Below are 13,070 nucleotides of genomic sequence, written 5' to 3' on the forward strand. Positions count from 1 at the left end.
AAGATAATGAGATAAAATTTGTCTTTAAAAATTTGAGTTTATTTGAAGTTAAAAGATGAGAAAATTATATCTCATCAGTTAAATTTAGCCGTTGTTTTTGGCCTGCGCCTCTTCGCGCTCTCTCTTTTGTCTTATGGCGGCTTCTTTTTGGATATTTTTTTGCTGGGTGACAAAGATATGCTCTTCAAGCGTCACTAGCTGAAATGTCCCTTCAAAAATTTTCACCTCTTTAACGTGTCCAACTACCTTGACTTCTTTTTTTCTGCTCTCTTCAAACCTTGCACGCGCGTCAAATTCTACTATGTCGCCAAGTTTGAGCGGTCCATAGAAATTTATCCTAGCGCCGATGCTAACGCAAAATTCTTCATTTACTGCTAAAAGTGCCGCATAGTTTGCTCCCATAAAGACAAAACCGCTATGTATAAGACCTTCTGCGTCGCTTACCATGTCAGTCGTGGTAAAAAATCTAGTTTTTGCGTGATTTTTCTCAAGTAAAAATGCCGTTCCACTAAAATTTAGCTTTGTTAAAGGTGCTGTTTTTATCTCGTTTCTTAGCGGGTTTTCGTCCTCTGGGAGGATTATTTGCGACTCGTCTTTTGCTTCAAAAATATTTTCATCTGCCATATTTATCCTTAAATTTTAACTCTTACATAGGCTCTTTTTGGGGCTGGATAGCCCTCGATGGTCTTTGTGTTGTCATCTGGGTCTAGGAAATTTCCAAGACTCTCTCCGTCTATCCACTGTGTTTTTCGCTGTTCGTTTAGATCAGTTGCCTTTGTATCAAGCAGGGTAAAATCCTTAAATTTAGCCCTCTCACACCAGTTTTGAAGCGCGCTAAGCGTTGGCACAAAGTAGATATTTGGAATTTTGGAGTATCTATCTTTTGGCGTAAGTGCAAAGTCGCCCGCCATATCTATATACATCGTATCTAAAAATAGCTCGCCGCCTGGATTTAGCGCGGTTTTTAGCTCTTTTAGCATCTTTATAGGATCGCTTCTATGGTAGATGACACCAAGGCAAAAAATGGTGTCAAATTTCGCTGCGTATTCTGGCAAGCTCTCTACCCCAAGAAGCTCATAGTTGATATTTGAGCGGATAAATTTATTTAAAAACTTAAACTGCAAATATGTATGCACGCTAGGGTCAAAGCCAGTTATACTTTTTGGGCCGTACTCAAGCATCTTAAACATATAATATCCATTGTTACAACCCACGTCAGCCACGCACTTGCCAGCTAAATTTAGATGAGGAGCTAAGATATTAAATTTAACAAAGCTTTGCCACTCGCTATCTATATATATATCATCAAGTAAAAATGGCCCTTTTCGCCAAGGCTTTAGACTAAGGGCGAGGTTGTAAATTTCATCTTTTTTAGCTTGGTCTAAATTTTTAAATTTGACATTTACGCTGTCAGAGAGGCTAAATTCGCAATAAAAATTTGCTAAATTTTCTATCCTATTATAAATTTGCTTTTGCTGCTCGTTAAATTTGCTAAGATCCACGCTATTTCCAGTCTACGATGTTATGCGGACACTCTTTTTGGTAGGTGCCAGTCGCGTCATAATACTCTTTACAATCATTATAATATTGAGTCGAAACTCCACGCTCATTCATATAAAGACAACCGTTGCAAAATAGTGCTATAAAGCCTAAAAATATAATCTTTTTCATGTGGCGGATTTTATCATAAATAAAAATTTTATGCTAGAATAGCAGGCAGTTTTAGAGCCAAGTTTGGCTAAGATTAAGCAAAAGGTATTTTATGCAAAGAAGAGATTTTTTTAAATTCAGTAGTTTTTTAGGTGCAGCAAGTCTGCTTCCAAGTGTCACTCTAGCTAACGACGAGCCAGCAAACCCAGTAGTTAGAAATTTCGACGTAAATTTCAAACACCAGCTGCTTGAAAAGGGCAAAAGCTCAAGAATTTGGCTGCCGCTCCCACTAAGCACCACTTATCAGCAACTAACCCAAGACTACGTCATAAACACAACCGCTAAAAACGTCTATATCTCAGACACGCTAATACCAACAATGTATGGCGAATTTGAAGAAAATGAGCAAAGACCTATTTTAAATATCCAGTTTAAGATCCAAACAACAGAGCGCAACACCGACTTTAGTAAGGTAAATTTCGATCCAAATGAGAAGGTCGATCCTGCTGTTTTGGAGTTTTTAAAACCAACTTCACACATCCCAACAGATGGCGTCGTAAGGGCAAAAGCGCTTGAGATCGTTGGAAATTTAAAGGGCGATTTGGAGCGCGCAAAAGCGATCTATACGTGGGTTGCAAACACTATGCAGCGTGATAACAGCGTCCTTGGATGTGGTACTGGCGATGTTAGAGCGATCCTAGAAAGTGGCAAACTAGTTGGTAAATGCACCGACATAAACTCAGTTTTTGTGGGACTTTGCAGATCAGTTGGCATCCCAGCAAGAGAGATCTTTGGTATCAGGGTTGGTCAGTCTAGATTTTCAGACCAGATGGGTAGCGCAAAAGATGGCGTGGCTAAAATTTCAGGCGGACAGCACTGCAGGGCTGAGTTTTACCTAAAAGGCTATGGTTGGATACCGGTTGATCCAGCTGATGTTACAAAGGTAAGACTTGGTGAAAAGCTTACAAACGACGACGCTAAAATCGTAGCTGTTAGGGACTATTGCTTTGGCAACTGGGAGATGTGCTGGATAGGCTTTAACTACGGACGTGACTTTATCTTAAAGCCAACTCCAGAGCAAACACCGCTAAATAACTTTGGCTATCCATACGCTGAGGTTGATGGCAACACGCAAAACTACTATTCGCCAAAAGAATTTAGCTACGACTACGTCTCAACAGAGCTAAAATGAGAGCCTTTTGGCTGATACTAACATCCATAGGTAGTGCTATCGGCGCTACCTTGTGCTGCTTGCCGGCACTTCTTTTCTTGCTTTTTGGCACTTCTTTTTCATTTCTATCTTGGACACAAAATTTATACGAGTACCGCGTCCCTTTAAGCGTCGTGGCAGTCATTTGCTTTGTGATCTCAGGTATCGCTCTGTTTTACAAGCCAAAAAGCTGCAACCTAAGCTATAAAAAGAAAAAATGGATACTTATATATATACTTTTTGGAGTGATTTTGCTTTTACTCCTTACATATCCGGAGCTTTTAGGAGAAATTTATGCGTAAAATTTTAGTTTTAGCCCTTCTTCTACTTAGTTGCTATGCTGAGAAAACGATAGAGATTTCAGTACCCAGCATGCACTGTCCGCTTTGCACGGCGATAGTAAGAAAGGCCGCACTTAGTGTTGAGGGCGTAAAAAAGGCAGACGTGTCGCTAAAAGAGCGAAAAGCTGTTGTTGTAGCAGATGACAAGGTCGATGAAAAAGAGCTTTTAAAAGCGGTCGATGCGACTGGCTATAAGGGTGAGATAAAATAAATTTATGGAGGCAAATATGTCAAAGAGTGAAATTCTAACGAAATTTGAGACACTTGCGACGATACCGCACTGCAGTTACGATACTGATAAGATGCGTGATTTTCTGGCTAGCTATGCAAAAGACAAGGGCTGTGAGGTCGTGGTCGATAGCTTTGGCAACGTTCATGCATTTAAAGGCAAACCAAAAATTTGCTTGCAGAGCCACTACGATATGGTCTGCATGGGCGATGCGCCAAAGATAGAGATAGTTTATGGCGTTGATGGCTATATGAGAGCTAAAAACTCATCTTTAGGCGCAGATAACGGCATAGGCGTAGCTATAATGATGCAGATGATAAGTGAATTTGATGACATTGAGTGCCTCTTTACAAACAACGAAGAGGTCGGCATGGTCGGAGCTGCTGGTTTTAATGGCGAGTTAAAATCAGACAAACTTCTAAATTTAGACAGCGAAGAGGATGACCGCGTAACTATCGGCTGCGCTGGCGGTGTAAATTTGTTTGCTACTATCGCGCTAGATAGTAAAAAAACAAAAGAGAGCACGCTTTACGAAGTAAAAGTGAGCGGCCTACCTGGCGGACACTCTGGCAACGAGATACATAAAAATATCCCAAATGCGATCAAGGTTTTGGCTACATTTGTGACTAAAAATGGCTGCAAGCTTGTTAAATTTGAAGGTGGCGAGCGAAGCAACTCTATCCCAAGCGGCGCAACTGCACTGGTTTTAAGTGATAAAGAGCTAAAGAGCGAATGTGAAAATTTAAGCGTGAAAAAGCTTGGCACGGGAGATGAAATTTTAGAAAATGGCGAGAAAATTTTAGCTTTAATAAACTCATTTTCACAAGGTGTAAGAGCCTACAACTGCGAGCTAGGCATACCGCAAGATAGCGTAAATCTCTCTTTGGCAAAGATCAAAGATGATGGCACACTTGAAGTGGAGTTTTTTGCAAGATCTATGAGTAAAGATGGCCTAAATAGGATGGAATTTGAAATTTCTGAGCTTGCAAAAGCAGTTGGCTTTCATGTTATTTCAAAAGACAGAAACCCAGCTTGGAAACCTATAAATGATAAATTTGCAAACGATATCTTAGAAGAGCTTAAAATTTATAAGCCAGAAGCTAGGATAACAGCTGTGCATGCTGGACTTGAATGTGGAGTGCTTTTAGAAAAAAAAGCAGGTCTTAGTGCATGTTCAATAGGACCAAACATCTACTCACCGCACTCTACTAGAGAGCACTGCGAAGTAGCCTCTGCGCTTTTTATAGAAAAAGTCGTTCGCGGTATCGTTAAAAAATATAACTCATAAAAAAGTAAAATTTGCTAGAAATTTCTAGCAAATTTTTCTATATCACCTTGTCCTTGCTCTTACAAAGATCACTTAATATACACTCATGGCAAAGCGGTTTTTTAGCCTTGCAGGTGTAGCGCCCAAAAAGAACCATGCCTTGATGAAGCTTGCCAAGGTCGGTTTTAAAGGCGCGGCTTAGATCATCTTCGGTCGCTTCTGGCGTCTTTGCACTGCTTAAGCCAAGTCTATGTGATACTCTAAAAACATGCGTATCAACAGCCATTACATTTGCGTTTGTGGCCTCTAAAAGCACGACGTGAGCGGTCTTTTGCCCAACTCCAGCAAGCGCTTTTAGCTTCTCTTCATCAAGTGGAATTTCTCCGTTATAGAGCTCAACTACGCTGTTTGCCATCTTGATTAAATTTACGGCTTTGTTGTTAAAAAAGCTGCATGAGTTTATCATCAGTTTTAAACTGGCTAAATTTGCGCTAGCTAGCTCAAAAACATCTTTATATGCCTCAAATAGAGTAGGGGTGATCAAATTTACCCTTTTGTCGGTGCACTGAGCTGAGAGCATGACACAAACAAGTAGCTCATATAAATTTCTAAATTTAAGCTCGCTTTTTGCGTCCTTAAACTCGTCCAAAAGTCTTCTTTTTATCTCTAAAATATCTTTTTTTGTTCTCATCTGGCTATTTTACCTAAAATTACAAGTTAAACGAAAAGTTACCGCATTATTTGATATAATTTTGCCCATAAAATCAATTTTTTAAAGGATTTATATGAAAAAATTTTTGTTTCCAGCAGTTTTAAGTTTAGCTGCAGCTGTCACTCTAAACGCAGCAGTAGTTGCAACAGTAGATGGCGATGCTATAAACGATAGCGATATCTCAGCACTTTTATCAGCGGCTATGCCAGGATTTGACGCTAGCAAGCTTCAACCAAATGAGAAAAAACGTATAATCGACGATCTAATCAACAGAAAACTTCTTTTAAAAGACGCAAAAGCGACAGGCATTGAAAAAGATGTTGATTACATCAAGGCAGTAAAAGCTGCACAAGAGGGCATCGCAGTTGAGCTTTATATGAGAAAACTATTTGACGGTATAAAAGTAAGCGATAGCGATTTAAGAGATTTTTATAACAAAAACAAAGCTAGCATGAACCAACCAGCTCAAGCAAGAGCAAGACATATCTTAGTTGAAGATGAAAAAACAGCAAACGACATCATCGCTCAACTTAAAAATTTAAAAGGCGAGGCGCTAACTAAGAAATTTGCAGAGCTAGCAAGCCAAAAATCAATCGACAAAGGCTCAGCAGCACACGGTGGCGAGCTTGGCTGGTTTGGTCAAAGCCAAATGGTAAAACCTTTTGCAGACGCAGCATTTTCAATGGCTAATGGCACAGTTTCAACTAAGCCAGTTAAAACTCAGTTTGGCTACCATGTTATCTTAAAAGAAGATGGCAAAGCTGCTGGTACTGTAAGCTTTGAGCAAGCAAAACCAGAGATCGAACAAGCTGTAAAAATGGAGAAATTCCAAGCTGCTGTTAGACAAAAAAGTGAAGCTCTACGCCAAAAAGCAAAGATAGAATACAAATAAAATTTGGAGGATAAAATGGGCGTTTTAGATATCGTAAAACCTGGTGTTTTAAGCGGAGATGATGTAACAAAACTTTATGCTTATGCCAAAGAGCAAGGTTTTGCAATACCTGCTGTAAATGTCGTAGGCAGCGACTCAGTAAATGCTGTTTTAGAAGCGGCAAAGGTTGCTAACTCGCCTGTTATCGTTCAGTTTAGTAATGGCGGTGCAGGTTTTTACGCTGGTAAAGCCTGCGAAAACGCAGCCGTTCTTGGTGCGATCGCTGGAGCAAAGCACGTTCATCTACTTGCCAAGGCTTACGGTGTGCCAGTCATTTTACACACTGACCATGCCGCTAGAAAGCTTTTGCCTTGGATAGATGAGCTAGTAAAAGCAAGTCATGAGTATAAAAAAACTCACGGCGTGCCACTTTTTAGCTCTCACATGCTTGATCTTAGCGAAGAGAATATCAACGAAAATTTAAGCACATGCGAGAAGTACCTAAAAGAGCTTAGCGAGCTTGGTATCAGCCTAGAAATCGAGCTTGGCGTCACTGGTGGCGAAGAAGATGGCGTAGATAACACAAGCGTTGATAACGCGCTTCTTTACACTCAGCCAGAGGACGTCGCGCTTGCTTATGAAAGACTAAGCAAGATAAGCGATAAATTTAGTATCGCAGCTAGTTTTGGCAACGTCCATGGCGTCTATAAACCAGGCAATGTCGTGCTAAGACCAGAAATTCTTAAAAACTCACAAGCCCATGTCGCTAAGAAATTTAACACAGAAAGCGACAAGCCAGTAAATTTTGTATTTCACGGCGGTAGCGGCAGTGAGCTAAAAGATATCAAAAATGCTGTAAGCTATGGCGTTATCAAGATGAACATCGATACCGATACGCAGTGGGCATTTTGGGACGGCGTGCGCGAGTATGAGGCTAAAAATAGAGCGTACTTGCAAGGGCAGATCGGCAATCCAGAGGGTGAGGATAAGCCAAATAAAAAATACTACGATCCAAGGAAATGGCTAAGAAGTGGTGAGGAGAGCATGGTTAAGCGTCTTCAGACTGCTTTTAGCGACTTAAACTGCCTAAATAGGAACTAATCCTATGCAAAATCAAAATGATTTTAGTGAGCTAAGCGTGCCAAAAGAGCACCAAGCTCACTCTTTCTTTGTCTTTTTTAAAGTTATCTTTATCCCTTTAGCTATCTACATCTTGGCGATACTAGCGTATCTTGGCGTTATAAATTTTCAGATGAAGCTTCACACCATCGTGATGATGGGCGTTATACTTTTTGTCGCTTTTATATTTTCTCGTCACAGTGCTTTGGTAGCTTACTCAAATTTCTTAGCAAATGCCAAAGACTACAAGATAAGGCTAAAAGAATTTATCATCGCTCACCTTTTTGAAATTTCAAGCGTCAAAAAGGCAAACGCTAAATTTGAAGACTTTTTCGAGAGCTATACAAGAAATTTTAGAAATGACAACCTAGCAAACATCGGACAAGCAGTCTTTCCTATGCTTGGAATTTTGGGCACATTTATCAGTATCGCTATCTCGATGCCAAGCTTTAGCTCAAGCACCGCAAATGGCCTAGAAAAAGAGATCGCTATACTGCTAAACGGCGTGGCTACGGCGTTTTATGTATCGATATACGGCATATTTTTAGCACTTTGGTGGATGTTTTTTGAAAAGATTGGCATTAGTAAATTTGAGAGATTTTACAGCGAGCAAAAAGAGCTAAGCCGAGAGTTTTTCTGGCAGGAAAATGAGCTAAATGCAAATTTCATGAAAGCAAGTGTAGGCTACTTTAAAGATAGTCACGACGCCTTTAAAATGGTGCTTGACGATAAATTTGTAAGAAATTTAAACGAGCAAGTAAATGAGAAATTTAACAGCCTAAAAGAGCTTTGCGAGGTTGAAAAAAATATCATCAATCAAAGCAAGGCAGAGCTTAGCGCAAGTTTAAAAATGCTAAATGAATCTGGGCTAAAACAAGATGAATTTGTAAAAATCCACTCCGATATATTAAAGGCAGTTGGCGCGTTTTCTAATGCCTTTAAAGATATGGAGGTTAAAATTTTAACCGAGCATGCAAAGCTTGGCGAAATTTTTAGTAGAAATTTAAACGCTACAAAAGAGAGCCAGCTTAAATTCGAGCAGACTATCAAGAGTTTTGATGCCATTTTAAAAGAATTTTCTCTCTCTTTGATGAAAGAGCAAAACGAGGCACTAAAGGCATTTAGAACCTCGCTAGTGGAGAGTGCAACGATATTTAAGGCAGCCTACGAGCAAGAGGGTAGGAGCTTGGAGCGTGAAAAAGAGCGCGAGAGCCTCATTGCTGAGCTTAAGAAGAACATAGACGAGATCGATAAAGAAGCAAATTCTGTAATAGAAAAAATCGAAAATCTAGTGCAATGAAAATAGACAAAAATAACGAGGATCAATCGAGCTTTTGGGTTTCGTACGCAGACTTGATGGCGGGTCTGCTCTTTGTTTTTATGCTGCTAATCGGCGCTGTCGTCGTAAAATACGTCCTAACTCAAAACACTCTTGAAAATAAAGAGCAAGCTATCATCGCAGCACTAGCAAATTTAAAAGACGCTCAGGGCAAGAATTTCACCCTTGAAGAGCTAAATGACGCCCTAAAAAGCGAGCTTTCAAAGATAAGCGACGAAAACATAAATTTAAAAAAATCAAATGAAATTTTTGTCATCCAAATAGACGCTTTAAAAGAAAAATTAGCCCAGCTCATAGATGAAAACAAGGACGCAAATGCGAGCATAAAAGAGCTAAATGCTAGCATTTTTGATCTAAACCAAAAGATGATCGTGCTAAATGATGAAATTTCATCAAAAGATAGAGCGCTTAGCGATGCAAATGCAAGTAGCGAGAAAAATTTAGCCAAGATCGCCTTTTTACTCGAGCAAGTAAGCAAAAAAGAGGCTAGATATGACGAGCTTTTAAGGGATCTAAACGTTACTCGTGACAGGGTCAAAAACCTAACTGGCATAAGAGTAAAAGTGATCTCCGCCTTAAAAGATAGGCTAGGATCAAGCATCGAGATCGATCCAAACTCGGGCGCGCTAAAGCTTAGCTCCTCAGTGCTTTTTGATAAGGGTAGTGCGGTCTTAAAAGAAGAGGTCAAAGAGGAGCTAAAGGCCACGCTTAGTAAGTATTTTGACGTGCTTTTAAATGATAAAGAGATTGCCTCAAACATCGATCAGATCGTCATAGAAGGCTTTACAGATAGCGACGGAAGCTACATTTACAACCTAGAGCTTTCGCAAAAAAGAGCCTACGCGGTGATGGAGTTTATAAACTCATTTAGTGACGATGCACGCCTTAGAAAGCTGCTTGTCGCAAGTGGCAGAAGCTACAACGAGCTAGTTTTTAAAGACGGAGCCGAGGACAAGGACGCTTCAAGGCGCATAGAGATCAAATTTTCACTCTCAAACAAAGAGGCTATCAACGAGATAGAGAAATTTTTGGAGTTTAAGGGTGATTGATAAAATTCGCTTAAGAGAGCGAGAATTTTGGCTTTTAAGGGACGATCTGCTTGGTGAGTTTAACGGCAACAAAGCAAGAAAGCTAGAGTATTTTTTAAAGGCTGATCTAAGCGGCTTTGATGCCATCGTATCTCACGGCTCAAGCCAGTCAAATGCCATGTATAGCCTGAGCCTTTTTGCCAAGCTAAAAGGGCTTAAATTTTACTATGTCGTCTCTCATCTTAGCTCAAATTTAGAGCAAGATCCAGTTGGAAATTTCAAATTTGCACTTGAAAATGGCATGGAAATTTTTGTAAAAGAGGAGCGTGAGAAATTTGCTAAAGAGCTAGCAAAGAGTAAAAACGCGCTCTTTATAAACGAGGGCGTAGCGCAAAGTGAGGCTGAGCTTGGCTTTATCACGCAGGCAAATGAGATAAATGAGTGGAGCAAAAAAAGTGACATAAGGCCTGACATTTTCTTGCCATCAGGCACTGGCACAAGCGCATGCTACCTAGCAAAGCACACCGATCTTAGGGTCTTTACAGCCCCTTGCGTAGGGGATAGCGACTATCTAAAAAAGCAAATTTACGAGCTAGATAAAGATAGCAAAGTGCAAATTTTAAATCCCCCAAAGAAGTATCATTTTGGAAATTTATACAAAGAGCTTTATGAAATTTGGCTTGAAGTGTGCAAAAGTGGCGTGGAGTTTGAGCTTATTTACGACTCAGTGGGCTTTATGACGCTTTTTGCAAATTTAGATAAGCTTGGGAGCGAAATTTTATATATCCACCAGGGCGGAATTTTGGGTAACATTACACAAAAGCAAAGATATGAGAGAAAACTAAAAATAAAGGATCATAAATGAAGTTTTTACACAGCAGCGACGCTGACTTTGAGAGTAAATTTTCGCAGCTTGTTAGGCGAAGTGACAATGATATGAGTGCCGTGATGCCAGTGGTTACAGGTATCATAGACGAGATAAGAAAAGATGGCGATAGCGCGCTTTTTACTCAGATAGCTAAATTTGATAAATTTAATGTCACAGGCAAAAACGACATAATAATCGACGTAAAAGAGATGGAAGCGGCCTACAACTCGCTAGATAATGCCCTAAGAGTGGCTCTAAATTTAGCCCACGACAGGATAAAAAGCTATCACGAGCGCACAAAGCCAAGCGACTGGACCTATAAGGACGAGCATGACATCTTACTTGGCGCAAAATACACCCCAGTTGATCGCGCTGGCCTTTATATCCCAGGTGGCAAGGCTGCATATCCTAGCTCGCTTCTCATGAATGCTATCCCAGCAATCGTAGCTGGCGTAAAAGAGATCGTAGTTTGCACCCCAGCGCCAGGCGGCAAGGTAAATCCTCTGCTTCTTGCAGCGATGCATCTATGTGGCATCAAAACAGCCTTTAAAATAGGCGGTGCAAGCGCGATCGCAGCGATGGCTTACGGCACAGCAACCGTGCCAAAGGTCGATGTCATCACAGGACCTGGCAACATCTACGTAGCGACTGCTAAAAAGCTAGTTTATGGCGACGTAAATATCGATATGATCGCAGGTCCAAGCGAGATAGGCGTGATCGCTGATGATAGTGCGGACCCTCGCCATATAGCGATCGATCTACTCTCACAAGCCGAGCACGACGAGATCGCAAGTGCCTTTTTGATAACGCCAGTGGAGGCCTTTGCAAGGGCAGTGCAAAGACACATAGAGGACGAGCTAAAAACTCTAAAACGTGAGCCTATCGCTAGTGCTAGCATGAGAAATAAAGCCGCTATAATCGTCGCAAAAGACTTGCAAGAGTGTTTTAAACTGATGAATGAGCTTGCTGTGGAGCACCTAGAGATCGCTACAAACGACTCTTTGAGCTATATGGACGAGGTAAAACACGCTGGAGCGATATTTTTTGGACACTTCACGCCTGAAGCGATGGGCGACTACATCGCTGGACCAAATCACACCCTGCCAACTGGCGGAAGTGCGAGATTTTACTCGCCGCTTGGAGTTGAAAATTTCATGAAGCGAAGCTCTATCATCTCAGTTAGCAGAAAAGGCATAATGCATCTTGGCAAACCATGCATGCAGCTAGCCGAAGCCGAAGGGCTAACAGCTCATAAAAGATCAATCGCCGTGAGGTTAGAGGATTAAAAAATGAAATTTGATTTTAGAAAATTTAAAATTTTCTAAAATCTTTTTAAAAATATTTTTTGCTTTAAGAAATATTTTTGCAACTTTTTATGAAATTTATAGTAAAATCCATCACAAAACTACTAAAAAAGGAGTTGATATGAAGTTAGGAACTTATACTGCAAACCAGGCTTCAGGAAACTATTATTTAGATCAAGCTAAAAATAGCGAGAAAAAGGCGCTAAACGCCATCTCTGCAAATAGCGAGATCAAAGCATCAGGTGCAAATTTGCAAATCGCAGAGAGCTTACTTTCGCAAACAAATGTCCTAAATGAGGGCATGGCAAATGCAAACGATATGATCGGTATGCTTCAGATCGCCGACTCAACGCTTTTAAATTTAAGCGAGAGCGCGGATAAGATCGGTGAGCTATCAAGCAAGCTTTCAAACCCAGCTCTTTCAGCTAACGAGCAAAAGGGCATAAAAGGCGAGATAAATGCGCTAAAAAATGCGATGAGCGACAGCGTAAAAGAGGCTAAATTTAACGGTAAAAACGTTTTTGACGCCGAGCTTGGCTTTTTCACAGGCGAGGGCACAAAAAATATAAATTTAAGCACAAATGCTTTTTTAAATATTAAAGAGGATGGCTCAAATTCTGGCGATATTTTGAAAAACATAAATTCACTTCGCTCAGAGATCGGCTCGACACAAAATGCTGTGTTTAAGGGTATGAACGCTCTAGCTGCTAGAAGCGTAGCAAATGCTAATAGCGTAGAAAACCTTGATAGTAGCGACATCGCAAAAAGCTTGGAAGAAAATTTACAAGCAAATTTAAAGCTACATGCTGCCTCTTTGGCTAAAGCTCACGATACTACGAGCTTGGCTGCAAAACTAGATAAACTTCTAGGCGAATAAATTTTTACCGGTCTTTGGCCGGTAAAACTCTTTTTTTATTTCTATTTTTTTTAACTTATAAAATATATTTGTAAATTAAAATTTTATGCTTCTTTGGTTATTGTTTTTGGAATTTGATTGAAATTTTATAGCAAGTGTACCCTCAAAGCGAAGGTTGAGTTAATTATGCTTTAAGATGAGAGTTGTATGTAATGTTTAAAATAATTTTTGGTATAGATGCTAATAAATTTTCCAAATAAAAGCTGTCTAAACAAG

The 13,070-nt window shown here is 40.2% G+C and carries 15 protein-coding genes; 11 read left to right on the top strand and 4 right to left on the bottom strand.

Annotated features, from left to right (window positions below):
• Positions 1-84: 84 nt before the first annotated feature.
• The 3 genes from CVT08_RS03460 to CVT08_RS03470 are packed head-to-tail and all read right to left on the bottom strand — an operon-like array spanning position 85 to position 1,671.
• Positions 85-624 (bottom strand): thioesterase, encoded by a 540-nt coding sequence (locus tag CVT08_RS03460; RefSeq protein WP_107856703.1) that lies wholly within the window; start codon positions 622-624, stop codon positions 85-87.
• 8 nt (positions 625-632) lie between these two features.
• Positions 633-1,502: a tRNA 5-methoxyuridine(34)/uridine 5-oxyacetic acid(34) synthase CmoB gene (gene cmoB, locus CVT08_RS03465; RefSeq protein WP_107856702.1), complete on the bottom strand. Its 870-nt coding sequence runs from the start codon at positions 1,500-1,502 to the stop codon at positions 633-635.
• Between the two features lies 1 nt (position 1,503).
• Positions 1,504-1,671, bottom strand: coding sequence for a hypothetical protein (locus CVT08_RS03470; protein WP_002942642.1), 168 nt, complete (start codon positions 1,669-1,671; stop codon positions 1,504-1,506).
• A gap of 91 nt (positions 1,672-1,762) precedes the next feature.
• Between CVT08_RS03470 and CVT08_RS03475 the strand changes: the two genes are divergently transcribed.
• Genes CVT08_RS03475 through CVT08_RS03490 form a run of 4 tightly spaced genes read left to right on the top strand, consistent with a single transcriptional unit; the run spans position 1,763 to position 4,718 of the window.
• Entirely contained in the window at positions 1,763-2,842 is a 1,080-nt protein-coding gene (locus tag CVT08_RS03475; protein ID WP_107856701.1) for a transglutaminase-like domain-containing protein, read from the top strand.
• On the top strand, positions 2,839-3,162 hold the full coding sequence (locus tag CVT08_RS03480) for a hypothetical protein (RefSeq protein ID WP_021090140.1): 324 nt from the start codon (positions 2,839-2,841) through the stop codon (positions 3,160-3,162). Before CVT08_RS03475 ends, CVT08_RS03480 begins: the two co-directional genes overlap by 4 nt.
• Positions 3,155-3,412 carry a heavy-metal-associated domain-containing protein gene (locus CVT08_RS03485; protein WP_107856700.1) on the top strand — a complete coding sequence of 86 codons (258 nt, stop codon included), beginning with the start codon at positions 3,155-3,157 and terminating at the stop codon, positions 3,410-3,412. Before CVT08_RS03480 ends, CVT08_RS03485 begins: the two co-directional genes overlap by 8 nt.
• A gap of 16 nt (positions 3,413-3,428) precedes the next feature.
• Entirely contained in the window at positions 3,429-4,718 is a 1,290-nt protein-coding gene (locus tag CVT08_RS03490) for a M28 family peptidase (protein WP_107856699.1), read from the top strand.
• 37 nt (positions 4,719-4,755) lie between these two features.
• Here CVT08_RS03490 and nth read toward each other — a convergent pair whose 3' ends face one another.
• Positions 4,756-5,388: an endonuclease III gene (nth, locus tag CVT08_RS03495; RefSeq protein ID WP_107856698.1), complete on the bottom strand. Its 633-nt coding sequence runs from the start codon at positions 5,386-5,388 to the stop codon at positions 4,756-4,758.
• Positions 5,389-5,482: 94 nt separating this feature from the next.
• Here nth and CVT08_RS03500 point away from each other — a divergent pair, with 94 nt between their 5' ends.
• From CVT08_RS03500 to CVT08_RS03530, 7 genes are all read left to right on the top strand, one after another.
• Positions 5,483-6,301, top strand: coding sequence for a peptidylprolyl isomerase (locus tag CVT08_RS03500; RefSeq protein WP_009294116.1), 819 nt, complete (start codon positions 5,483-5,485; stop codon positions 6,299-6,301).
• A 15-nt stretch (positions 6,302-6,316) separates the two neighbouring features.
• Entirely contained in the window at positions 6,317-7,381 is a 1,065-nt protein-coding gene (gene fbaA / locus CVT08_RS03505; protein WP_107856697.1) for a class II fructose-bisphosphate aldolase, read from the top strand.
• Positions 7,382-7,385: 4 nt separating this feature from the next.
• Positions 7,386-8,699 (top strand): MotA/TolQ/ExbB proton channel family protein, encoded by a 1,314-nt coding sequence (locus CVT08_RS03510; RefSeq protein ID WP_107856696.1) that lies wholly within the window; start codon positions 7,386-7,388, stop codon positions 8,697-8,699.
• Positions 8,696-9,787 (top strand): OmpA family protein, encoded by a 1,092-nt coding sequence (locus CVT08_RS03515; RefSeq protein ID WP_103639389.1) that lies wholly within the window; start codon positions 8,696-8,698, stop codon positions 9,785-9,787. The genes CVT08_RS03510 and CVT08_RS03515 overlap by 4 nt, the downstream gene beginning before the upstream one ends.
• Entirely contained in the window at positions 9,780-10,631 is an 852-nt protein-coding gene (locus CVT08_RS03520; RefSeq protein WP_107856695.1) for a pyridoxal-phosphate dependent enzyme, read from the top strand. The genes CVT08_RS03515 and CVT08_RS03520 overlap by 8 nt, the downstream gene beginning before the upstream one ends.
• Entirely contained in the window at positions 10,628-11,920 is a 1,293-nt protein-coding gene (gene hisD, locus CVT08_RS03525) for a histidinol dehydrogenase (RefSeq protein ID WP_107856694.1), read from the top strand. Before CVT08_RS03520 ends, hisD begins: the two co-directional genes overlap by 4 nt.
• Before the next feature lie 139 nt (positions 11,921-12,059).
• Positions 12,060-12,815, top strand: coding sequence for a flagellin (locus tag CVT08_RS03530; RefSeq protein ID WP_196381025.1), 756 nt, complete (start codon positions 12,060-12,062; stop codon positions 12,813-12,815).
• The last annotated feature ends 255 nt before the right edge of the window (positions 12,816-13,070 follow it).

It is taken from the genome of Campylobacter concisus, from assembly GCF_003048835.2.
GTDB lineage: Bacteria > Campylobacterota > Campylobacteria > Campylobacterales > Campylobacteraceae > Campylobacter_A > Campylobacter_A concisus_D.

Bases quoted from the DNA above. Each gene is read 5' to 3' on its own strand.
- CVT08_RS03460 (WP_107856703.1), bottom strand. From the start codon at position 624: ATGGCAGATGAAAATATTTTTGAAGCAAAAGACGAGTCGCAAATAATC.
- CVT08_RS03470 (WP_002942642.1), bottom strand. From the start codon at position 1,671: ATGAAAAAGATTATATTTTTAGGCTTTATAGCACTATTTTGCAACGGT.
- CVT08_RS03475 (WP_107856701.1), top strand. From the start codon at position 1,763: ATGCAAAGAAGAGATTTTTTTAAATTCAGTAGTTTTTTAGGTGCAGCA.
- CVT08_RS03480 (WP_021090140.1), top strand. From the start codon at position 2,839: ATGAGAGCCTTTTGGCTGATACTAACATCCATAGGTAGTGCTATCGGC.
- CVT08_RS03485 (WP_107856700.1), top strand. From the start codon at position 3,155: ATGCGTAAAATTTTAGTTTTAGCCCTTCTTCTACTTAGTTGCTATGCT.
- CVT08_RS03490 (WP_107856699.1), top strand. From the start codon at position 3,429: ATGTCAAAGAGTGAAATTCTAACGAAATTTGAGACACTTGCGACGATA.
- nth (WP_107856698.1), bottom strand. From the start codon at position 5,388: ATGAGAACAAAAAAAGATATTTTAGAGATAAAAAGAAGACTTTTGGAC.
- CVT08_RS03500 (WP_009294116.1), top strand. From the start codon at position 5,483: ATGAAAAAATTTTTGTTTCCAGCAGTTTTAAGTTTAGCTGCAGCTGTC.
- fbaA (WP_107856697.1), top strand. From the start codon at position 6,317: ATGGGCGTTTTAGATATCGTAAAACCTGGTGTTTTAAGCGGAGATGAT.
- CVT08_RS03510 (WP_107856696.1), top strand. From the start codon at position 7,386: ATGCAAAATCAAAATGATTTTAGTGAGCTAAGCGTGCCAAAAGAGCAC.
- CVT08_RS03515 (WP_103639389.1), top strand. From the start codon at position 8,696: ATGAAAATAGACAAAAATAACGAGGATCAATCGAGCTTTTGGGTTTCG.
- hisD (WP_107856694.1), top strand. From the start codon at position 10,628: ATGAAGTTTTTACACAGCAGCGACGCTGACTTTGAGAGTAAATTTTCG.
- CVT08_RS03530 (WP_196381025.1), top strand. From the start codon at position 12,060: ATGAAGTTAGGAACTTATACTGCAAACCAGGCTTCAGGAAACTATTAT.